This is a genomic window from Labrys wisconsinensis (assembly GCF_030814995.1).
GTDB classification, from domain to species: domain Bacteria; phylum Pseudomonadota; class Alphaproteobacteria; order Rhizobiales; family Labraceae; genus Labrys; species Labrys wisconsinensis.
On sequence record NZ_JAUSVX010000031.1, the window covers coordinates 1 to 20072 of the forward strand.

General features: G+C 69.6%; 22 protein-coding genes and 1 pseudogene. 8 read left to right on the top strand and 15 right to left on the bottom strand.

All coding sequences use genetic code 11. The features are described 5' to 3' along the window. The first annotated feature begins 360 nt into the window (after positions 1–360). On the top strand, positions 361–1317 hold the full coding sequence (gene mbfA, locus QO011_RS40830; protein ID WP_307286005.1) for an iron exporter MbfA: 957 nt from the start codon (positions 361–363) through the stop codon (positions 1315–1317). Between the two features lie 69 nt (positions 1318–1386). Here the strand turns inward: mbfA and QO011_RS40835 are convergent, their stop codons facing one another. From QO011_RS40835 to QO011_RS40885, 11 genes are all read right to left on the bottom strand, one after another. Continuing rightward, on the bottom strand, positions 1387–1554 hold the full coding sequence (locus QO011_RS40835; protein ID WP_307286007.1) for a DUF1127 domain-containing protein: 168 nt from the start codon (positions 1552–1554) through the stop codon (positions 1387–1389). 158 nt (positions 1555–1712) lie between these two features. Further along, positions 1713–2057: a RidA family protein gene (locus tag QO011_RS40840; protein ID WP_307286010.1), complete on the bottom strand. Its 345-nt coding sequence runs from the start codon at positions 2055–2057 to the stop codon at positions 1713–1715. Between the two features lie 197 nt (positions 2058–2254). After that, a complete protein-coding gene (gene msrA / locus QO011_RS40845; RefSeq protein ID WP_370882079.1) occupies positions 2255–2986 on the bottom strand; it encodes a peptide-methionine (S)-S-oxide reductase MsrA in 732 nt (243 codons plus the stop codon). A 96-nt stretch (positions 2987–3082) separates the two neighbouring features. Continuing rightward, entirely contained in the window at positions 3083–3859 is a 777-nt protein-coding gene (locus tag QO011_RS40850; RefSeq protein WP_307286018.1) for a molybdopterin-binding protein, read from the bottom strand. Beyond that, the gene (locus QO011_RS40855) at positions 3856–4716 is read right to left on the bottom strand and encodes a cytochrome b/b6 domain-containing protein (RefSeq protein WP_307286021.1); all 861 of its coding nucleotides are present in this window, start codon (positions 4714–4716) and stop codon (positions 3856–3858) included. The genes QO011_RS40850 and QO011_RS40855 overlap by 4 nt, the downstream gene beginning before the upstream one ends. A gap of 178 nt (positions 4717–4894) precedes the next feature. After that, positions 4895–5146 carry a hypothetical protein gene (locus QO011_RS40860; RefSeq protein WP_307286023.1) on the bottom strand — a complete coding sequence of 84 codons (252 nt, stop codon included), beginning with the start codon at positions 5144–5146 and terminating at the stop codon, positions 4895–4897. A 236-nt stretch (positions 5147–5382) separates the two neighbouring features. After that, positions 5383–6744: an MFS transporter gene (locus tag QO011_RS40865; RefSeq protein ID WP_307286027.1), complete on the bottom strand. Its 1362-nt coding sequence runs from the start codon at positions 6742–6744 to the stop codon at positions 5383–5385. Between the two features lie 68 nt (positions 6745–6812). Next, positions 6813–6977, bottom strand: a complete 165-nt coding sequence (locus QO011_RS40870) for a hypothetical protein (protein WP_307286030.1) — start codon at positions 6975–6977, stop codon at positions 6813–6815. Between the two features lie 55 nt (positions 6978–7032). After that, positions 7033–9546 carry an ATP-binding cassette domain-containing protein gene (locus tag QO011_RS40875; protein WP_307286032.1) on the bottom strand — a complete coding sequence of 838 codons (2514 nt, stop codon included), beginning with the start codon at positions 9544–9546 and terminating at the stop codon, positions 7033–7035. A 43-nt stretch (positions 9547–9589) separates the two neighbouring features. Continuing rightward, on the bottom strand, positions 9590–10672 hold the full coding sequence (locus tag QO011_RS40880; protein ID WP_307286035.1) for an ABC transporter substrate-binding protein: 1083 nt from the start codon (positions 10670–10672) through the stop codon (positions 9590–9592). Beyond that, complete coding sequence (locus QO011_RS40885; RefSeq protein WP_307286037.1) at positions 10669–11658, bottom strand: ABC transporter permease; 990 nt, start codon at positions 11656–11658, stop codon at positions 10669–10671. Before QO011_RS40885 ends, QO011_RS40880 begins: the two co-directional genes overlap by 4 nt. Positions 11659–11875: 217 nt before the next feature. Here QO011_RS40885 and QO011_RS40890 point away from each other — a divergent pair, with 217 nt between their 5' ends. The 4 genes and pseudogenes from QO011_RS40890 to QO011_RS40905 all read left to right on the top strand — a co-directional run bounded on the left by QO011_RS40890 (position 11876) and on the right by QO011_RS40905 (position 15601). Continuing rightward, positions 11876–12538 (top strand): FadR/GntR family transcriptional regulator, encoded by a 663-nt coding sequence (locus QO011_RS40890; protein ID WP_370882080.1) that lies wholly within the window; start codon positions 11876–11878, stop codon positions 12536–12538. A 36-nt stretch (positions 12539–12574) separates the two neighbouring features. Then, positions 12575–13771 carry a mandelate racemase/muconate lactonizing enzyme family protein gene (locus tag QO011_RS40895; RefSeq protein ID WP_307286043.1) on the top strand — a complete coding sequence of 399 codons (1197 nt, stop codon included), beginning with the start codon at positions 12575–12577 and terminating at the stop codon, positions 13769–13771. A 3-nt stretch (positions 13772–13774) separates the two neighbouring features. Further along, positions 13775–14542 carry an SDR family oxidoreductase gene (locus QO011_RS40900; RefSeq protein WP_307286046.1) on the top strand — a complete coding sequence of 256 codons (768 nt, stop codon included), beginning with the start codon at positions 13775–13777 and terminating at the stop codon, positions 14540–14542. Positions 14543–14567: 25 nt separating this feature from the next. After that, positions 14568–15601 (top strand): annotated as a pseudogene (locus QO011_RS40905) (L-idonate 5-dehydrogenase). Positions 15602–15630: 29 nt separating this feature from the next. Here the strand turns inward: QO011_RS40905 and QO011_RS40910 are convergent. Continuing rightward, the gene (locus QO011_RS40910; RefSeq protein WP_307286048.1) at positions 15631–15897 is read right to left on the bottom strand and encodes a hypothetical protein; all 267 of its coding nucleotides are present in this window, start codon (positions 15895–15897) and stop codon (positions 15631–15633) included. A gap of 127 nt (positions 15898–16024) precedes the next feature. Continuing rightward, positions 16025–16909 (bottom strand): LysR family transcriptional regulator, encoded by an 885-nt coding sequence (locus tag QO011_RS40915; protein WP_307286051.1) that lies wholly within the window; start codon positions 16907–16909, stop codon positions 16025–16027. 89 nt (positions 16910–16998) lie between these two features. Here QO011_RS40915 and QO011_RS40920 point away from each other — a divergent pair, with 89 nt between their 5' ends. Together QO011_RS40920 and QO011_RS40925 are read left to right on the top strand one after the other, a co-directional pair. Beyond that, positions 16999–17385: a CidA/LrgA family protein gene (locus QO011_RS40920; RefSeq protein ID WP_307286055.1), complete on the top strand. Its 387-nt coding sequence runs from the start codon at positions 16999–17001 to the stop codon at positions 17383–17385. Further along, positions 17382–18092 (top strand): LrgB family protein, encoded by a 711-nt coding sequence (locus QO011_RS40925; protein WP_307286058.1) that lies wholly within the window; start codon positions 17382–17384, stop codon positions 18090–18092. The genes QO011_RS40920 and QO011_RS40925 overlap by 4 nt, the downstream gene beginning before the upstream one ends. A 61-nt stretch (positions 18093–18153) precedes the next feature. Here the strand turns inward: QO011_RS40925 and QO011_RS40930 are convergent, their stop codons facing one another. Next, a complete protein-coding gene (locus QO011_RS40930) occupies positions 18154–18375 on the bottom strand; it encodes a hypothetical protein (RefSeq protein ID WP_307286061.1) in 222 nt (73 codons plus the stop codon). Positions 18376–18806: 431 nt separating this feature from the next. Here QO011_RS40930 and QO011_RS40935 point away from each other — a divergent pair, with 431 nt between their 5' ends. Further along, positions 18807–19235: a DUF1810 domain-containing protein gene (locus QO011_RS40935; RefSeq protein WP_307286064.1), complete on the top strand. Its 429-nt coding sequence runs from the start codon at positions 18807–18809 to the stop codon at positions 19233–19235. 34 nt (positions 19236–19269) lie between these two features. Here the strand turns inward: QO011_RS40935 and QO011_RS40940 are convergent, their stop codons facing one another. Then, the gene (locus QO011_RS40940) at positions 19270–20070 is read right to left on the bottom strand and encodes a helix-turn-helix transcriptional regulator (protein WP_307286066.1); all 801 of its coding nucleotides are present in this window, start codon (positions 20068–20070) and stop codon (positions 19270–19272) included. Positions 20071–20072 lie beyond the last annotated feature (2 nt).

Here is a 20072-nt window from a genome sequence, read left to right on the forward strand (position 1 = left end):
GAAGCTCCCCCGAGCCCACGCCGGGATCTTCCGGCGAATCTGATCTGACGTTAGGTCAGCGACAGTATCGTGACAACCCCAAATTGTAGGCAGATGCCCGGAGCGACCGAACACCTATTCATCGTGGGGGGGGGCGCCGAGCCTTCTGCCAGTCTCCGCCGCACACCAGGCGCTGAGGTCGCATCCCCGGTGATGGTGTAGCTGGATGGTAGCGAAGCCGCCCCGGGGGGTGCGCCCTCAACAGCGCCATAGCGGATCGTGGCCTGACGGCGTCAGCCACCCGGCAGCAAGCGCTCTGGACACGGAGCCTTGCCGCCGCTATGGAATGCGCAGTTTAGATATATTCTAAAGAATGCACCCATGAAGCGGTTCACCGACCTGACCGAAGCGGAAATCCTGGCGCTCGCCGTCTCCAACGAGGAGGAGGATGCGCGCATCTACCTCCAGTTCGCCCAGCGCCTGCGCACCGACTATCCCGCCTCCGCCGCGCTGTTCGAGCGCATGGCCGAGGAGGAGCAGGGCCACCGCCACAGCCTGCTGGAGCTTCACACCCGCAAGTACGGCCCGGTCCTGCCCTACGTCACCCGCCAGGACGTCAAGGGGTTCCTCAAGCGCAACCCGATCTGGCTGCTCGACACGCTGCGCATCGACGCAGTGCGCCACCAGGCGGAGATCATGGAGCTGGAGGCGGCGAGCTTCTATGCCAAGGCGGCCGAGCGGGCGCGCGACGTCGACATTCGCAAGCTGCTCTCCGACCTCGCCGAGACCGAGCGCAAGCACGAGAGCCTGGCCAGCGAGCTCGAGGAGACGCTCGTCCCCGGCACGGTCCGCGCCGAGGAGCACGAGACCGCGCGGCGCCTCTTCGTGCTGCAGATCGTGCAGCCCGGGCTGGCCGGGCTGATCGACGGCTCGATCTCGACTCTCGCCCCGATCTTCGCCGCCGCCTTCGCCACGCAGAACTCCTGGGACGCCTTCCGGGTCGGCCTCGCCGCCTCGATCGGCGCCGGCATCAGCATGGGCCTGACCGAGGCGCTCTCCGACGATGGCGCCATCACCGGCCGCGGCAACCCTCTGACGCGCGGCATCGCCTGCGGGGTGATGACGGCGCTCGGCGGCCTCGGGCATACCCTGCCCTATCTCATCAGCGACTTCTGGACCGCCACGGCGACGGCCGCGGTGATCGTGGCGCTGGAGCTCGCCGCCATCGCCTGGATCCGCTGGCGCTACATGGAGACGCCGTTCACCTCGGCCATCGTCCAGGTGGTGCTCGGCGGCATCCTGGTGCTGCTCACCGGCATCTTCATCGGCAATGCCTGAGCCTTGCCCAGAAAAAAGCCGCCGGGGGCGAGCCCCGACGGCCGGACTTTCCTGAAGCGGACGGCGCGCTCAGCGCGAAGCGGCGCCGCGCGCGATTTCATCGATACGGCCACGGAAGATACCGAGGTCGTAGAGCTCGCGGTCATCAAGCGCCGACAGAGCCTTGTAGGTCTGGCGATAGGCGCGATAGGCCGAAATGCGAGCGAAGAGCGTGGAGAACAGAGCGGTGAGGGCCATGGCGGACATTCCTTGCTACGAAAACGTTTGGTTGCCCGTGTATATAGCTTGAAACGGCGCGTTTTTGTGCAAAATCGCACCGACGGGCCGGAATGTCCGCCATGCAGAGACTGCATGGATTTGCGGCAGGCCGCTTAAGGATTTTGCAGAGCTTTGCCTTACAGGCTGGCAGTGACCTGAATTTCGACCAGCAGCTCCGGCAGGGCGAGCCGGGCTTCCACCGTGGCCCGGACCGGCAGGTTGTCCGGGTCGACCCAGGCGTCCCACACCTCGTTCATGGCGCTGAAGGAGGCGATATCGCGCAGCCAGATGCTGGTGGTGATGAGCTTGGCCTTGGAGGTGCCGGCCTGGGCCAGCAGCGCGTCGATCTGGGCGAGGATGTCGCGGGTCTGCGCCTTGACGTGTCCGGACGTGTCGGCCGCGGTGATGCCGGCGGTGGTGACGATGCCATTGGCGACCACGGCCTGCGCGAAGCGCTTGCCGGGGTTGAGACGCTTGATCATGAAGGAACCCTCGAAAGTTGAGACCGGCGCTGTCTGGGGGATGGGCGGCATGAAGTCAAACGCCGCCAAGCCCGGGCAGGTTCTCCCGAACCTGCTTCCACGTGGCAGTCCGAGCAGCCTCGATTCTGCATGAAAATGCAAAATCAAGTCGTGGCTAAAGCCACGAGAGGCCGCCCCGGCGCCGGCCCCTCCTTCGCTCAGCCTCCCGCCTTCGCCACCAGCACCGGCGCATCGCGATAGAGGCCCGGGAACGTCCCCTTCAGCGCCTCCACCTTCGGCAGGTCGTTGATCATGATATAGGGGTGGTCGGGATGCCGGGCCAGGAAGTCCTGGTGATAGGCCTCGGCGGCATAGAAGCCCTTCAAGGGCTCGATCCGGGTGACGATCGGCCCGGAGAAGACGCCGGCCTGGTTCAGCTGGGCGATGTAGCTCTCGGCCACGCGCCGCTGCTCGGCATTGGCGGGGAAGATCGCCGAGCGGTACTGGGTGCCGCTGTCGGGCCCCTGGCGGTTGAGCTCGGTGGGATCGTGCACCACGGAGAAATAGACCTGCAGCAGCTTGCCATAGCTGACCTGGCCGGGATCGAAGGTGATCTTCACCGATTCGGCATGGCCGGTATCCCCGCCGCTCACCGTCTCGTACTGCGCCGTCTCCTTGGCTCCGCCGGCATAGCCCGATACGGCCGCGCTGACGCCGCGCACGTGCTGGAACACGCCCTGCACGCCCCAGAAGCAGCCGCCGGCAAGGACCGCAGTCTCGACATGGCCATGCGCGGCCTCGTCGACGGCCGGCGACGGGATGGTCACCGCGCTTTCCGCCGCAGCAGGGGCCGCGTGAAGCAGCAGGGCGGCGAGGGACGCGGCGCAAAGCGCCGCCCCTCCGGCAAGCATGGTCCGGCGGGCGGCTCCGGCACCCGGCAATCCGAGCATCAGCGACATGGGACGGCTCCTTTGGCCTCAGGGTAAAGATCGCCCGCACGAGCGGGCATGCGCGGCACGCAGGCGCGCCGGCGCAGGCTGGACGGATCAGATGCCCGCGTACCATTCATAGCCGCGGTCCTCCCAGAAGCCGCCCTTGCCGCCGGCGATCGCGGCGAAGCTGTCGACGATCTCGATCCGCATCACATATTTGGCCTGCTTGTAGCCGAGCTGCCGCTCGACCCTGAGGCGCAGCGGCGCGCCGTGATCGACCGGCAGCGGCTGGCCGTTCATCGCGTAGGCGAGGATGGTCTGGGGATGGAAGGCGTCGATGAGGTCGACGCTCTCGTAATAGCGGCCGCTGCCGTCGAGCGACTGCTCGAGATCGTCGGCGCAATGGAACACGGCATAGCGGGCCTGCGGCGCCAGGCCCGCGGCCTGCAGCACCAGGCCGAGCGGCACGCCCGTCCATTTGCCGATGGCGCTCCAACCCTCGACGCAGTCGTGCCGGGTGATCTGGGTGCGCGCAGGCAGCTTCTTGAGATCGTCGAGCGACAGGCTGAGCTTGCGGGCGACCAGCCCGTCGACCGTGAGGCGCCAATCGGCGAACTTCGTCTCCAGGAGCCGGGCATAGTCCTCGCTGTCGGGCTTGGCCGTGCCGTTGGAGCGGAACACCGGCGAGAGGTCGGCCTCGGTGAATTCCCGTGCCAGCGCGCCGTTCGAGAGCAGCAGCCGCTGCGCCCAAATGGTCAGCGTCTCCGCCCTGGCCAGCACGTCGGTGACGCCGGCGCCCTGGCCGAAGGGATCGCAGGCGGCGAGGCCGATGCCACCGGCGGCGAGCGCCGCGCCGGCGAGCAGGCGGCGGCGGGTGAGGATCGCGCTCATGGCCGGGCTCCCGGGCTGGCAGGCTCGTCGGTCGCGATGGCGTAGCGGCCGGTGATCATCGAGCGCAGGTTGTTCCACAGCCCCGAGGCCAGCACCATGGCGAGGTGGACGGCGACGAACAGGACCAGCGTCGAAGCGGTGAGGAAATGGATGGTGCGGGCCGACTGGCGCCCGCCGAAGACGTCGAGCAGCCAGGGCGCGGCCGCATCGATCCCCGGCGACATGGTGAGGCCGGTCGCCACCATCAGCGGCAGCAGCCCGAAGATCACGGCGAGATAGGCGAGCTTCTGCAGCACGTTGTAGCGCCGCGCCGCCTCGCCCTTGGCAAAGCGCAGCCGCGCATGGTCGGCGATCTCGTGCAGGATGTGGCGCGGCGCCAGCTGGTCGGCGCTCGGCGCGAGGTCACGGCGGAAATGCCCGCCCACCAGCCCGTAGACGAGATAGGTGAGGCCGTTGAGCACGAACAGCCAGGCGAAGAAGAAGTGCCAGCGCCGTCCCGTCGCCAGGTCCTGATAGCTCGGGATGGTCAGCCAGGCGGGGAAGGCGCGCGCCGTCAGCTCTCCGTCGACATCCGAGGCGCCGAGGACGCCGGTCGTGGTCAGGCTGAAGCCGCCGATCCGCGTGACGCCCTTGATGTCGTCACCGCTGTCATCGGCGCCGATGGCGATGAAGGGCGTGTCGGCGTCGGCGCCGTACTGGCCCCAGTAGAGCGCGGGGTGGGCGTTGAAGATCTGCAGGCCGCTGAGCAGCAGAAAGCCGAGGCAGATCACGTTGAGCCAGTGCGTCAGGCGCACCGGCAGGGAATGTCGATGGATCAGCAGCCTGCCCGGCCGGGCCGTCCCTGCGATGCTGCGCACGCCTGCCTCCTGCATTCGGTCCAGCGCGACGCGGTCGGGACGCATCGTCGCTTGCAGGAGAGTTTCGCAGGAACAGGGGTGTCGGTTTCGCCTTCACCGCAATGTGATGCGCTCGTGCGGCGGGCGGTCGTCATGCGGAACGGGCGGGCCGTCGCGACGGCCCGCCCGTTCGCGTCCGTCAGTAATAGGGCCGGTAGCGATGATAGTGCCGATAGTGGCTGTAGCGGCCGTCCCACGGCGCATAGTGGCGGCGATAGGTGTCACGCAGATATTCCGGCGAATGCAGCCCGTGGCGCTCGCGATAGATATAGGACGGCGAGTGATAGGGCCGGCCGTAGCGCCGATGATGGTAATAATTGCCGTCGCCGTAATACCCGACCTTCTCGACGGAAATCGGCGCATCCGCGGTGATCGACGACTGGACGGGCATCGCGGAAGCCGGAGCAGCCACGAACAAGCCCGCGCCGACGGTGGCCGCGACAGCGAAGATCAACGATCTCAAACGCATAATCCACTCCATGCCTCACGACTTTCGATCGGATCGTGCAATGCACAACTCGAAAGTACTGATGGAAATCTATCGAGACTTGCCTGAACAACGCCTGAACGCGGCTTTTGTTTCACGTTCATCGACGGGCGGCGGACGGGGCGCCCGCCGCGCCGGCTTCAGTCCTGCTCGTAGCCGTAGATCTCCGGCAGGATGAAGATCGCCGCCAGGAGGCCGACGAGCGGGAAGATGGCGACGCTGAGCGTCGCATTGGCCTGGCCGATCGTCTCGAACACCTTCGGAAACAGGAAGATCGCCAGGAAGGACGGCAGCTTCACGAAGATATAGGCAAAGCCGCTGGCGGTGCCGCGATATTGCGGCCTGGCGACCACGGTCGGGATGGTCATGCAGTTCGAGGCATCCCAGTAGTGGCCCCAGAGCATGGCCGCCGCCGCGAAGGGCAGGAGCGCGGTGTGGCCGGTATGGAGCGCCCAGCCCGCGACCAGCAGCGACACGAGCACGATGGCGAAGCCCGCGATCGAGATGCCGCGCTGGCCGATCTTCGGCGTCAGCAACGGTCCGACCCAGCCGGAGATGGCGGCGATGACGTAGAGCGCCATGGTGACGAGATTGGTGCCCAGGACCGAGCTGACCCCGACCATGACGAACAGGACCGGCAGGTAGAAGGCGAAGGTGGAGAACTCGCTGCCTTGGCAGAAGCAGGCGATCCAGCCATAGATCGTGGCACGCCAGCGGATCGGATCCTTGCGGGTGTCGGCCAGGAACTCGGTCGCGCTCGGGTGCGGCACCTCCACGTCCTGGTCCGGCAGCATGTCGAGATTGTCGCCGAACATGCCCTTGGACACCTGCTTGGCCTCGCGGAACCGGCCGCGGCGGATCAGCCAGACCGCCGTCTCCGGCAGGTCGTGGCGCATCACCAGGATGATCAGCGCCGGCAGGGCGCCGAGGCCGAGCGTCACGCGCCAGATCAGCTCGGGGTCGAGCTGGGTCACCAGGAAGATCGCCACCACCGCGAGCGTCAGCACCTGGCCGATGGCGAACATGAACTGCCAGCGGTTGCCCATGACCTCGCGCTCGCCCTTGGGCATGGATTCCATGATGTAGGTGTAGCCGTTGGAGATGTCGGAGCCGAGCGGCACCCCGAGCAGGAGGCGCACCACCACCAGCCACTCGACGCTCGGCACGAAGGCCTGGGTCAGGGCGAGCACGATGAACAGGATCATGGTGGCCAGGAACATGACGCGCCGGCCGATCCGGTCGGCCAGCCAGCCGCCGATCAGCGCGCCGATCAGCGCACCGCCCTGGGTGCCGGCCGCGGCGAGGCCGAGGAGCAGCGGATCCGGATTGAACTGCTGCTTGATGAAGATCAGCACGAAAGCAATGGAATAGAGATCCCAGGCCTCGACCAGGATCGAGGCCATCATCAGCCAGCCGATCCGGTTGCCCTTGGGATTGTACTTGCTGACCAGATGGCGCACGGCGCCGTCCATGGCCGCTTGGCTGCTCGCCGCGACAGGCATCTTGTTCTTCCTTGTCAAACCTCGAGACATTCAAACGCTTGCACCGGCGCCATCGGGCGGGGGGCCCGTCACGCGAAGACGGTGCCGCCTTCGAGCGCGGCGTTCCGGACAGGCAGGATCTCCGGGGCGAAGGAGGGCTTCGCACATTCGGCTTCGTCGACCTCGATGTCGAGGCCCGGCGCATCGGGATCGTGCGAGCGGCGTTCTAGCACCGGAATCGGGCCGGGCACCACAGCCGATTGCCGGTGCGCGGCTCGACCGCGCAGGCGACGTCGCCCCTCGTCTCCGTCATCGCGGCCGCCGCCTCGCGCGCAGGGAATAGCCGGCCACCGCCAGCAGGGTGAGCCCGCCCGTCCAGACATATTGGTAGTAGGCCGAGACGTGCATGAGGTTGAGGGCGTTCTGCATGACGCCGACCGCCACGGCGCCGATCAGCGTGCCGACGGCCGTGCCACGCCCGCCGAACACGCTGGCGCCGCCGACGACCACGGCGGTGACCGAGGCGAGGGTGAAGGAGGCGCCGGCCTGCGGGTCGCCGCTGCCGATCCGGGCGGTGACGAGTAGGCCGGCCGCCGCGGCGCAGAGCGCGCAGAAGACATAGGCGAGCGCCCGCACCCGGCCCGTGTCGATGCCGACAACCCGTGCGGCTTCGGCGCTGGAGCCCACGGCATAGAGGCGCTGCCCGAGACGGCCGCGAAGCAGCATCGCCTCGGCGACCGCGAACAGCGCCACCACGGCCAGGGCGGCGATCGGCACCGGCCCGGCCTGGCCGGTGAAGGCGTCGAGGAAGGATTCGCTGACCAGGCCGCCAGGACTCGGGCGGACGATGAGCGCCAGGCCGAAGGCGACGGAATAGGTGGCGAGCGTGGCGATCAGGTCGGGGATGCGCAGCCGCACGATCAAGAGCGCATTGGTCAGCCCGACCAGGGCGCCGGCCGCAAGTCCCGCCAGGACCGCCAGCACCACGCCGCCGCCGCCCTCCTCGACCGCGACGGTGGAGACCACAGCCGTGACCAGGCTGATCAGGGGCCCCACCGACAGGTCGATGCCGCCGATCAGGACGACGCAGAGCTGGCCCAGCGCCACCAGGGCCAGCGGCGCGACCTGGCTGGCGATGTTGGCGAGGTTGGCCGGGCTCAGGAAGAAGCCGGAGATCTGAGCCGCCACCGCGCACAGGATGGCGACGAGCAGGAGCAGCAGGGCGGCCCCGCCATAGCGCGACGCCACGGGCCAGGAGCGGCCCCGGCTCTCGCTCGCGGCCCGGCCGGCATCGGCGAGCGCGCCGGCATGCCTGCCGCCCGCCTCCACGGCGCTGCCGACGATGCGCTCCTCGGTGGCGTCCGCGCCGCGAACCTCGTCGACGATCCGCCCGCGCGAGAACACCAGGATGCGGTCGCTGAGGCCGATCAGCTCAAGGAGGTCGGAGGAAACCAGCAGGACCGCGGCGCCGGCCTCGGCGAGGCCTCGGATGCGCCGGTAGATCTCCAGCTTGGTGGCGACGTCGACGCCGCGCGTCGGATTCTCGAAGATGTAGATGCCGGGCTCGCCCACGGTCCAGCGGCCGAGCACGACCTTCTGCTGATTGCCGCCGGAGAGCGTGGCCACCGCCTGCTCGGCCGAGGATGCCTTGACCGCGAACCGCTCCATCGCCCCGGCGACGACGGCGCGTTCGCGGGATGCCGGCACCACGCCGAGCCCCGCCCAGGACCGCAGGTGCGGCAGGGCGATGTTCTCGCGGATGGAATGCGGCATGAACAGCCCGTCGCGATGCCGCTCGCCGGGGACATAGACGATGCCGGCGCGGATGGCCGCCGCCGGCGAGCCGATCCGCGCCGGCGCCCCGTCCAGTATCACCTGGCCCTGCCGCGGCAAGAGGCCGAACAGAGCCCGGGCGACGTCGCCCTGGCCATTGCCCTGAATGCCGCCGAGGCCGAGGATCTCCCCGGCGCGCACGGCGAAGCCGACATCCTCGAAGCGGCCGGGGCTGGCGAAATCCGTTGCCGCGAGGCGCACGGCCCCGAGCTCCGCGGCCCGCGGCGGATAGGCCAGCGCCAGCTCGCGCCCGACCATCATTGCCACCAGCCGGTCATGGTCGACCGCCTCGCGCGGCACGGTCCCGACCACCTCGCCGTCCTTGAGCACGGTGATGCGATCGGCGATGGCGAAGACCTCGGGCAGGCGATGCGAGATGAAGATCACCGCCGTGCCGGCGGCGGCGAGCTGCCGGACGATGGCGAACAGGTGCTGGATCTCGGCGGCGTCGAGAGCCGAGGTCGGCTCGTCCAGGATCAGCACGGCGGGATCGGTGGTGAGGGCCCGGGCGATCTCGACGATCTGCCGCTCGGCAACGGTCAGCTCGCGCAGGGGTCGGGCGAGGTCGAGGGGGAAGCCGAGACGGTCGAGGATCGCCCGGGCGCGGCCTTCCATGGCGCGCCGGTCGACGAAGGCCGGGCCGCCGGGCTCGCGCCCCAGCCAGATGTTCTGGGCGACGTCGAGGTCGGGCACCAGGCGCGTGTCCTGATAGACCATGGCGATGCCGAGATCCTGGGCGTGGCGCGGGCCGGTGATGCGCACGGGCTTGCCGCCGACCAGGATCCCGCCGGCGTCCGGCTTCCAGACGCCGGCGATGATGCGCATCAGGGTCGACTTGCCGGCGCCGTTCTCGCCCATGAGCGCATGCACCTCGCCCGGCAGGCAGGCGAAGGAGGCGCCCTTCAGGGCGCGCACGCCGGGGAAGGACTTGTCGATGCCCTTGAGTTCGAGCGCATAGGTTCCGAGCGCAGCCGGGGCGACTGGATTCATGCAAGAGGGTCCTGATGATCGCGGGGCCCCGGCGGCGGGAGGCTCAGCCGAAGAGCTTCTTGAGCTGCTCGTCGGTGAGGAGGGTGTCGACGAAGACGCCGTCCGGCAGGTCCTTCTTGATGTATTTCTGGTAGTTGCTGCCGTCGATGACGGTGGGATCGATGATCTGGCGCTTGGGCACCGCCTCGCCGCCCAGCAGCTTCACCGCGGTCCTGAGCGCCACCACGCCCTCCCAGGACGGCTCGGACACCAGGCCGATCTTGAAGTTCGGCGCCTTGTCCTTATGGGCGTCGTAGAGCTTGAGCAGGCCGTTATAATCGTCGCCGGAGACCGGCACGAGCGGCCGGCCCGCCGCGATCAGCGCCTTGAGCGCGCCGGCCGCCATCTGCGCCCCGTCGGCCCAGATGCCGTCGATCTGGGGATAGGCGGCGATGAGGTCGGCCATCACCACCTTGGCGCGGTCCTCCTCCCAATAGGCATCCTTGAAGGCCAGCACCTCGATGCCGGCTCCCAGCATCGGCTTGGCGCCCTCCCAGCACTGGGCGGTGTAGGAATTGCCGGGCAGGCCGCCGAGCGCGACGATCTTGCCCTTGCCGCCCAGCGCCTCGTTCAGGCGCTGGCCGAGGATGGCACCCTTCTTCTTCGGATCCGTGCCGATGAAGGCCGTCCAGTTCTCGCCCTCCACCGGCAGGTTGAAGGGCACGGTGACGATGCCGGCGCGGGTCGCCTTGCGCAGGGCCGGCACCACGGCGGTGCCGGAATTGGGGATGACCAGCAGGGCGTCGACGCTCTGGGTGATCAGGTCCTCGATGTCGTTGACCTGCTTGGTGATGTCGCCCTGGCCGTCGACGACGATCAGCTCATATTTGTCGGCGTTGGCGGCAGCCTCGTTCTGCATCGAGGTCAGGCACTCCGTGCGCCAGGTGTTGCCGGAGAAGCCGTTGGAGAAGCCGATGCGCAGCTTGCCGGACTTGGTCACCGGCTGGGCCATCTCCGATGACCCCTCGATCCTGGCCTCGCTGACCGCGTCGGCGAAAGCCGGGCGGGCCGTCGTCCCGAGCAGCCCGGCGAGGCCGGCCCCGAGCCCCAGCTGCAGCGCCCGGCGGCGGTCGATTGTCTGCGTCATGCGTCCTTCCTCCCTCGTTGGCCTTGCGGCGGCTCCTGGCTGGCGGCCCGCTCGGCCAGCAGTCGGTAGACGACGACGCTGACGGCGATCAGGATGCCCTGGATGACGTATTGGGCTCCGGTCGAAGCCTGGGCGATGTTGGTGAAGCTGTTGAGCTCGGTGACGAACAGCGCGCCGGCGAGCGTGGTGACGACGCTGCCGATGCCGCCGGTGAGCGCGGTGCCGCCGACGACCGCGGCGACCACCGAGGTCAGGAGGAACTGGTTGCCGATGCCCAGGCTCGGATTGCCGACATAGGCGGTGACGAGCAGGCCGGCCAGCACCGCCAGGACCGCGCTCAGGGTATAGGCGGCGACCAGCACGGCCCGGGTCGGCACGCCCATCAGCCGCGCCGCGGTCTCGTTGGCGCCGACGGCATAGAGCCAGCGCCCGAAGGTGGTGCGGCGCAGCACGAAGGCGACGGCGAGCGCGACCGCGATCCAGCACAGGGCGCTCGCCGGCAGGCCAAGGACGGAGCCCTGGCCGACGGCGTTGAAGCCGGGCGCCGAGGCGCCGCGCGGCGCCCCGCCGGTATAGACCAGCGCCGCCCCGAACAGGATCGAGTTTATCGCCAGGGTGGCGATGATCGGCGCGACGCGCAGCACCGCGACCAGGACGCCGTTGACGAGGCCGACGGCGATGCCGAGCGCCAGGCAGCAGGCGAGCGCGGCGGGAATGTTGCCGTTCTGGCCGAGCATGAGGCTGGTCGCCACGATGTTGGTCGTGGTGACCACGCCGGCGATCGACAGGTCGATGCCGCCGACCAGCAGCGCGATGGTCTGGCCCGTGGCGGCGAGGCCGAGGAAGGCGGTGACCTGCAGGATGTTCAGCACCTGGTCGGGCTTGAGCATGGCCGGCGAAACCGCCGCGGCAATGGCATAGAGCAGCAGCACCGCCGCCCAGACGGGATAGCGCACCATCGCAGCCGCCGGCTTCATGCCGATCATCCCACGCCTCCTCCGGGCCTCGCGGGACCCCGGCGCCTGCCCGGACACCCGGCGAACCCGAGCGCCTCTCGTCAGCTGCTATACGACTATGTGCGGATTGACAAATAGGCAATAGAGGAATTTAACGATTTGAGCACGTAACCTATCAGATAGGTTTGCCGGGAGATTTGAGGTGGACGAGAGCGCGACGCCGGCGGGCGGGCTGGTCGGACGGGTGATGGACGAGGTCAACGCCTTCATCCGCGACAACGAGCTCGGGCCCGGCGCGGTCATTCCGAGCGAGTCCAGCTTCGCCGAGCGCACCGGCGTCTCACGGGCCGTGGCACGCGAGGCCTTCCGCGCGATGTCGGCGCTGAAGCTCATCGACGTCGGCAATGGCCGCCGCGCCAAGGTCGCGCCGGCGGACGAGAGCGTGGTCAGCTTCATGATCGACCATGCCGTGCGCACCAGGCAGGTGACGGTCCAGCAGATCCTCGACGTGCGCCGCACCATCGAGCTCAGGACCGTGGCGCTGGCGGCGTTGCGACGGACCGACCGGGAAGCCCGGGAGATCGACGGGATCGCCGCCGAGATGCGCACGAGCTTCGCGCAGCCCGAGCGGGTGATGGAGCTCGACATCGCCTTCCATGAGGCGATCGCCCGCGCCTCGCGCAACCCGCTCTTCGTCCTGCTCGTCGGCGCCTTCCGCGTCGTGACGCGCCAGACCTGGTCGATCGGCTGGGCCAGCCGGCCCAGCGACGCGGGCCGCCACCAGAGCGTCGACGGCCATGCCCTGATCGCCGCCGCCATCGTCGCGCGCGACGTGCGCGGCGCCGAGACGGCGATGGCCGACCATTTCGACCTGACCGTCAAGGTCCTGCTCAACGCGGGCGTCAACTGACGGGATGCCGATCAAGACCACCACACCGAGAGCATGATGAAGATCACCGCCATCGAGACCCTCTGCGCCCGCGAGTTCGAGAACGTCCTGTGGGTCCGCGTCCACACCGATGCCGGGCTGATCGGGCTCGGCGAGACCTTCTACGGCGCCGGCGCCGTGGCCGCGCATATCCACGACACGCTGGCGGCCCGGCTCCTCGGGCGCGATCCCCTGCGCATCGAGGCCATCCACAAGGAGATGGTCGACCTGCCGCTGGCCCAGTCGAGCACCGGAGCCGAATACCGCGCCGCCTCGGCGATCGACATCGCCCTGTGGGACCTCTTCGGCAAGGCGATGGGCCAGCCGGTGCACCAGCTGCTCGGCGGCCAGTGCTTCGACAGGCTGCGCGTCTACAACACCTGCGCCGGCTATCAATATGTCCGCAACCGCGATATCCGCCCGGTCAACACCTGGAACATCGGCGCTGACGGGCCCTACGAGGACCTCAGGGCCTTCACCACCGATGCCGGCGCCCTGGCCGAGACCCTCCTGGAGAGCGGCATCGGCGCCATGAAGATCTGGCCCTTCGACCCCGCGGCGCGCGCCACCGGCGGCCTCGACATCTCGGCCGCCCAGCTGAAGGAGGCGCTGCGCCCCTTCGAGCTGATCCGCCAGCGCGTCGGCGACCGCATGGACATCATGGTCGAGTTCCACTCGCTGTGGAACCTGCCGACGGCCAGGCGCATCGCCAAGGCGCTCGAGCCCTATGCGCCGACCTGGTTCGAGGACCCCATCCGCATGAACTCCAGCCAGGCGCTGGCCGAATATGCCCGCTCGACCCCTGTCCCCGTCTGCGCCAGCGAGACGCTGGGCTCGCGCTGGGCTTACAAGGAGATGCTCGACCGCGATGCCATCGGCATCGTCATGGTCGACGTCGCCTGGACCGGCGGCCTCACCGAGGCCCGCAAGATCGCGGCGCTGGGCGAGACCCATCACAAGCCCTTCGCCCCGCACGACTGCACCGGCCCGGTCGCCTTCGCCGCGGCGGTCCACGCCTCGTTCAGCCAGCCCAACACCCTGATCCAGGAATCGGTGCGGGCCTTCTACACCGGCTGGTACAAGGAGCTCGTCACCGAAGTGCCCGACATCCGCGACGGCTACGTCTACCCCATGGAGGGGCCGGGCCTCGGCACCGACCTGCTCCCGGCGGTGTTCGAGCGCTCCGACCTGATCGTGCGGCGCAGCGAGGCCTGAGCCATGCCGTCCCTGTTCGATCTCTCCGGCCGCACCGCCCTGGTGACCGGCTCGACCGCCGGGCTGGGCCTGGCCATCGCCCGCGGCCTCGCCGAGGCCGGTGCCCATGTCGTCCTCAACGGCCGCGATCCCGGCCGCACCGAGGCCGCACGGGCCGGGTTCGCCGAAGCCGGGCTGCCGGCCTCGGCCAGCGCCTTCGACGTCACCGACGAGGCCGCGGTGGAGGCCGCCTTCGAAAGGCTGGATACAGCAGGCATCGCCGTCGACATCCTGGTCAACAATGCCGGCATCCAGCTCCGCAAGCCGCTGGTCGAGCTTACCGCGGCGGACTGGCGGCGGGTCGTCGACACCAACCTCACCAGCGCCTTCCTGGTCGGGCGCGAGGCGGCGCGCCGCATGATCGCGCGCGGCCGCGGCGGCAAGGTGATCAATATCGGCTCGCTCACCAGCGAGGTCGCCCGCGCCACCGTAGCGCCCTACACCGCGGCCAAGGGCGGGCTCAAGCTGCTCACCCGCTCCATGGCGGCGGAATGGGCCGTGCACGACATCCAGGCCAACGCCATCGGCCCCGGCTACATGCTGACCGAGATGAACGGGGCGCTGATCGAGGACGAGGCCTTCGACGCCTGGGTGAAGCGGCGCACGCCCTCCGGGCGCTGGGGCACGCCGGAGGACCTGGTCGGCACGGCGGTCTATCTCGCCTCGCCGGCCTCGGCCTATGTCAACGGCCAGATCATCTATGTCGACGGCGGCATGCTCGCCGTCCTCTGACCAAGGCAGCTTCGGGAGACACATCATGCGCGGCGTCGTCGTCCACGCGCCCAAGGACCTTCGCATCGAGACGGTGGCCGATCAGCCGCTCGGCTCCACCGACGTCGAGGTGCGGATCGAGGCGGGCGGCATCTGCGGCTCGGACCTGCACTACTACAACCACGGCGGCACGGGCACGATCCGGCTGCGCCAGCCGATGGTGCTCGGCCACGAGATCGCCGGCACCGTGACGCGCGTCGGCGCCGAGGTCTCGGCGGTTGCGGTCGGCACCCGCGTCGCCGTCAACCCGAGCCGGGCCTGCGGCCAATGCCGCGCCTGCCGGGAGGGCCTGCACAACCATTGCCGCGACATGCGCTTCCTCGGCAGCGCCATGTGCTTTCCCACGTCCAGGGCGGCTTTCGCGAGAGCCTGGTGGTCGGTGAGGCGCAGGCGGTGCCGATCGCCGCTTCGGTGTCGATGGCCGAGGCGGCCATGGCCGAGCCGCTGGCGGTCTGCCTGCATGCCGTGCAGCGCGCCGGCCCGCTGACCGGCCGGCGCGTGCTGGTGACGGGATGCGGGCCGATCGGCGCGCTCGCCGTCGCTGCGGCCCGGCACGCCGGCGCCACGAGCGTGACCGCCACCGACGTGCAGGACTTCGCCCTGGAGGCGGCGCGCCGGGCCGGCGCCGACCAGGCGCTGAACGTCGGCGCCGATCCCGGCGCCCTCGCGGCCGACGCCGAGGCGGCCGGGCCGTTCGACGTGCTGTTCGAGGCCTCCGGCAATGCCGCGGCGCTGCGCGGCGCGCTCGATCTCATCCGCCCGCGCGGCATCGTCGTGCAGCTCGGCCTCGGGGGCGACGTCGCGCTGCCGATGAACCTCCTGGTGACCCGCGAGCTCGACATCCGCGGCACCTTCCGCTTCGACGGCGAGTTCGATCTCGCAGTGGAGCTGATGAACCGCGGCCGCATCGAGGTCCGGCCGCTCGTCACCGCCACCCTGCCCTTCGAGCAGGCCCGGAACGCCTTCGAGCTCGCTGCCGACCGTTCGCGGGCGGTGAAGGTGCAGCTGCGGTTCGGCTGACCGGCCTGGTCCTGCTGCGTCACCGCAGCTCAGTCATCCGAACCGGACCCCTGCCACGACATCGCGAGATAAATGCCAAGGCTGTAAAGGAGGATGAACGGTGTCGCGACGACCAGCACCGCGCTCATCGCAAGGAAGGACAGCAAGCTTTCCGGCGCTGGAGGACGGTTGACCCAGCTCCTCCGTGCCTCGATCTCGACAATGGAAACGACGACGAGGCCGAGCGCGAGCCAGGCGATGGCGAGCCATTCCCACCAGGCTGCTTGACTGATCATCATGCTGGCTTGGCTGATCATGCAACAATCGCAATCACGATCCGGCGACGCCTGGCAGACGGCCGACGCCTCTTGATGGCATTATCCCAACGAGCCCTTGCCTGGCAATCCCGGCGATCTCCGTGACAGCAGGTTCGGGAGAACCTGCTCAGCGCGCCGCGTGGATCTCGCGGACGATCGCCAGCCAGGCCTCGGCGGCGCGCGAGAGATAGGCGCCGCGGCGCCAGACCACCGCCATCGCCCAATCGGTGCGCGGCTCGGCCAGCAGGACGCGAGCGACGGCCGGGCCGGATCGCTGCTCGGCGATGACGCGCGGCAGGAAGGCGACGCCGAGACCGGCGGCGGCGAGCTCGACGAGGAAGTCGATCTGGCTGCTCTGGGCCGCCACCGTCGGCTCGAAGCCGTGGCGCCGGCAGGCCTCCAGGAGGATGCGGTTGAGGGCGAAGCCGGTCTCGAACAGGACGAAGGGCACGTCCTTGAGGTCGGGCAGCGCGATCTCGGCACGCCCGGCCAGGGCATGGCCCGCGGGCAGCAGCGCCACCAGCGGCTCGCGCCGCACCGCCTGCCAGGCGAACTCCTCCGAGACCGGCAGCAGCGAGGCGGCGAGATCGATCTCGCCGGCCCGCAGGATCTCCTCCAGCCGATCGCTGCCGTGCTCGACCAAGCGGATGTCGACGCGCGGATGGCGGCTGCGATAGGCCGCGAACACCGGCGCGAACAGGAGGCTGGAGCCGATCGGCGGCAGGCCGAGCCGCAGGGTCCCGCGCCTGAGGCCCTGCAGGTCCTCCAGCTCGGCCATCAGGTCGTCGCGCTGGGCCAGCATCCGCACCGCCCGCCGGAAGACCACCTCGCCGGCCACGGTCAGGCGGCTGCGATGGCCGATGCGGTCGAGCAGGGTGACGCCGAGCTCGTCCTCCAGCTGCCTGACCGCCTTGCTGACGGTGGATTGCGTGGCGAACACCACCTTGGCGGCCTGCGAGAAGCCGCCCTGGCGGACCACCTCGACGAAAGCGCGCAGGGTGCGGAACTCCATGACTATTCCGTATCAGAATGATCAACAGTCGAACAAGTCATTTTGAGCATGATGCGGTGCGGCATAGACTGGCCATCGGAAACACAGCCATGACCGCATCCCAGCTCCTCCCACGCCTTCGCCGCAGCCGTTCGGCCCAGATCGGCCTGCTCGTCGTCCTCTGGCTGGCGGGCGAGGTCCTGGTCCGGCTGCTCGCCCTCCCCGTCCCCGGCGGCATCGCCGGCATGGCCATCGCTCTCGCGCTGCTGGCGAGCCGCCGGCTCGACCCCGGCAGCGTGCGCCGCGGCGCCGATTGGTTCCTCGCCGAGATGCTGCTGTTCTTCGTGCCGGCGGTGCTGGCGGTGGCCGAGCACCGCGAGTTCCTCGGCCTGCTCGGCCTCAAGGTGCTGCTGGTCATAGCGGCCGGCACCGTGGCGGTGATGGGCGTGACCGCCCTCACCGTCGACCTCTGCATCCGCGCGAGGCCACGGCCGTGACCGCCCTCCTCGCCGCCTTCGGGTCCTCTGCGCAGGCGCTGTTCTGGTCGGCGGCGACGATCGGCCTCTATCTCCTGGCCAAGCGTCTCTACCGCCGCTGGCGGCGCTGGTGGCTGATGCCGCTGGCGCTGACGCCGGCGCTGCTCCTCGTCGCCGTGCTGGCCCTGCATGTCAGCTATCGCGACTATATCCGCGGCACCGGCTGGATGGTGGCCCTGCTCGGGCCGGCCATGGTCGCCTTCGCCGTGCCGATCTACGAGCAGCGCGCCCTGATCCGCCGGCACTGGCCGGTGCTGGCGGCCGGCATGGTCGCCGGCAGCGCCACGGCCATGCTGACCGGCTGGGCCCTCGCCACCCTGCTCGGCCTCGACGGCGCCCTGCGCCTCAGCCTCCTGCCGCGCTCGATCAGCACGCCCTTCGCCATGACCGTGTCGGGCGACATCGGCGGCATTCCCGACCTCACCGCCGTGTTCGTCGTCGTGACCGGCGTGCTCGGCGCCGTGCTCGGGGACGTGATGCTGGGCTGGCTGCCGACCCGCTCGGCCCTGGCCCGCGGCGCGCTGTTCGGCATCGGTGCCCACGGCGCCGGCACCGCCCGGGCCCACGAGATCGGCCAGGAGGAAGGTTCCGTCGCGGGCCTCGTCATGGTGCTGGTCGGCCTCGCCAACGTGCTTGCCGCCCCGTTGCTGGCGCATTGGCTGCGCTGAGCGGGAGGAGGCACCGCCCGGGCGGCGTCTCGTCCATCGCGATGTTGGCGGCGATCATCGCTCACCACGGCGGCCGAGGATCCGAGATCGCCGCCGTGTACATGTAGACGCCGTCCCGCCGTCGGCGGAGCTTGCTCGGATCCAGGCGCACAGTTGTCCCCGGCCTCTCTTCTTGCCAGTCCAGCACGACCACTGGTTGCGATCCGTCGAAAACCAGCGACAGCGTCTGAATCCAGGAATATCCGCCGCGCAAGACGATGAGCTGGACACGATCGACTTGCATGGTTCTTTTCGTTAGGCTTCTTTGTTTAGATAAGAATATCTTCCGTTCGTGATTCGCATTTCCTTATACAATCGCGAGTAGCGAGCCTCAAGTCGGCATGCTATCGTTACGGCAGCTTCGGTCGTCCACCAACGGTCGGGGCTCGGGCCGTCGGTGTCACCAGCCCCCCCATACCCCTACCGGCGGCCCGTCTCCTCTCTCTCCGCCTTGACCGTGCCGATGGCGCAGGTCCAGCCCGACGCGTCGTGGTCCACGCCATGGGCGTCGGCGTCGAGCGCGCTCGTCCAGATCAAGGCCGGCAACTGGGACGCGGCGGCCTCGGCGCTGATGGCGCAGCCGGGGCGCCCACGCCGCCCGTGGTTGCGCCCGCCCGCCTCGGCGAGATAAGCCGAACCTGACTGGCCGGCGGCCGCGCACCCGACGAGGATGGCATGACCGACGATCCCTTCGACCTCGAACGTTTCGTCACCGCGCAGGTGGGCTCCTACGACACGGCGCTGCAGGAGCTGCGCGCGGGGCGCAAGCGCAGCCACTGGATGTGGTTCGTCTTCCCGCAGCTGCGCGGCCTCGGCCTGTCGGCCACCGCCCGGTTCTACGGCATCGGCTCGCTCGCCGAGGCGCGGGCCTATCGCGAGCATCCGGTCCTCGGCCCGCGGCTGGTGGCGACGACACAGGCCATGCTGCAGCATCGGGGGTTCAGCGCCCACGCCATCCTCGGCTCGCCCGACGACCTGAAGTTCCGCTCCTCCATGACGCTGTTCGCGCGCCTCGATCCCGCAGGCCCGTTCCGCGCGGCGCTCGATGCCTTTTATGCCGGCGAGGAGGACGGGGCGACGCTGCGACTGCTCGAAGGCTCGTAGCCGGGCTACTCGAAGGCTCGTAGCCGGACCGGCCTCAACGCAAGTCCCGCGGCGTGATCCCCAGCTCGCGGCGCATCCAGCGCGCCATGTGCGACTGGTGGGCGAAGCCGGCGGCCAGCGCCGCTTCGCCGGCGCTGGTGCCGCCCTGCAGCAGGAGCCGCGCCCGTTCCACGCGTCGGCGCACCACGTAGCGGTGGACCGTCATGCCGGTCGCCTGCTTGAACCCCTGGCGCAGATGCGAGCTGCTGGCGCCGGCCTCCCGGGCGAGCCGCGCGAGCGTCAGCGGCCGGTCGAGATGCGCCTCGATGAAATCGAGCAATCGCCGCATCTGCGCGGCCGAAAGCCCTCCTCGCGGCGTCTCCACGCGCCGCGACAGGCCGACGAGCTGCGTCGCCAGGGCGATGCCGATCGTGTCGGCATAGAGGTCGCCGCCCGGGGCACCCGCCTGCCGCTCGCTCTCCAGCGCCAGCGCCAGATGCACGATCGGCTCGCTCCGCAGCATGTGCCGCATCGCCAGCGCCGAGCGCCCGCTGCCCCGGCCGAGGTCCAGCGCCGCGCGCTCGATCACGGCGGGAGCGAGCCGGATCTCCAGGCTCTCGCAGGCGCTCGCCGCGTCGTAGCCGCCCGCCTCGCCCGCCGGCACCAGGTCGATGTCGCCGCTGCGCCGCAGGTGATGCGTGCCGCTCGCCCGGCATGTGGACCAGGTGGCGGGGCTGGCATGGACGAAGACGCGATGCGCGTCGATCGGGGCCAGCAGGATCGGCCCGGCCTCGCTGCGATGCCTGACGAGGCTGACGCCGGCCGGCATCCAGGGCGGAAGGAAGGAACTGCGCACGC

Bases quoted from the DNA above. Each gene is read 5' to 3' on its own strand.
- QO011_RS40910 (WP_307286048.1), bottom strand. From the start codon at position 15,897: ATGATCAGCCAAGCCAGCATGATGATCAGTCAAGCAGCCTGGTGGGAA.
- QO011_RS40915 (WP_307286051.1), bottom strand. From the start codon at position 16,909: ATGGAGTTCCGCACCCTGCGCGCTTTCGTCGAGGTGGTCCGCCAGGGC.
- QO011_RS40850 (WP_307286018.1), bottom strand. From the start codon at position 3,859: ATGAGCGCGATCCTCACCCGCCGCCGCCTGCTCGCCGGCGCGGCGCTC.
- QO011_RS40875 (WP_307286032.1), bottom strand. From the start codon at position 9,546: ATGAATCCAGTCGCCCCGGCTGCGCTCGGAACCTATGCGCTCGAACTC.
- QO011_RS40880 (WP_307286035.1), bottom strand. From the start codon at position 10,672: ATGACGCAGACAATCGACCGCCGCCGGGCGCTGCAGCTGGGGCTCGGG.
- QO011_RS40900 (WP_307286046.1), top strand. From the start codon at position 13,775: ATGCCGTCCCTGTTCGATCTCTCCGGCCGCACCGCCCTGGTGACCGGC.
- QO011_RS40935 (WP_307286064.1), top strand. From the start codon at position 18,807: ATGACCGACGATCCCTTCGACCTCGAACGTTTCGTCACCGCGCAGGTG.
- QO011_RS40895 (WP_307286043.1), top strand. From the start codon at position 12,575: ATGAAGATCACCGCCATCGAGACCCTCTGCGCCCGCGAGTTCGAGAAC.
- QO011_RS40840 (WP_307286010.1), bottom strand. From the start codon at position 2,057: ATGATCAAGCGTCTCAACCCCGGCAAGCGCTTCGCGCAGGCCGTGGTC.
- QO011_RS40890 (WP_370882080.1), top strand. From the start codon at position 11,876: ATGGACGAGGTCAACGCCTTCATCCGCGACAACGAGCTCGGGCCCGGC.
- QO011_RS40865 (WP_307286027.1), bottom strand. From the start codon at position 6,744: ATGCCTGTCGCGGCGAGCAGCCAAGCGGCCATGGACGGCGCCGTGCGC.
- QO011_RS40920 (WP_307286055.1), top strand. From the start codon at position 16,999: ATGACCGCATCCCAGCTCCTCCCACGCCTTCGCCGCAGCCGTTCGGCC.
- QO011_RS40860 (WP_307286023.1), bottom strand. From the start codon at position 5,146: ATGCCCGTCCAGTCGTCGATCACCGCGGATGCGCCGATTTCCGTCGAG.
- mbfA (WP_307286005.1), top strand. From the start codon at position 361: ATGAAGCGGTTCACCGACCTGACCGAAGCGGAAATCCTGGCGCTCGCC.
- QO011_RS40930 (WP_307286061.1), bottom strand. From the start codon at position 18,375: ATGCAAGTCGATCGTGTCCAGCTCATCGTCTTGCGCGGCGGATATTCC.
- msrA (WP_370882079.1), bottom strand. From the start codon at position 2,986: ATGCTCGGATTGCCGGGTGCCGGAGCCGCCCGCCGGACCATGCTTGCC.
- QO011_RS40885 (WP_307286037.1), bottom strand. From the start codon at position 11,658: ATGATCGGCATGAAGCCGGCGGCTGCGATGGTGCGCTATCCCGTCTGG.
- QO011_RS40835 (WP_307286007.1), bottom strand. From the start codon at position 1,554: ATGGCCCTCACCGCTCTGTTCTCCACGCTCTTCGCTCGCATTTCGGCC.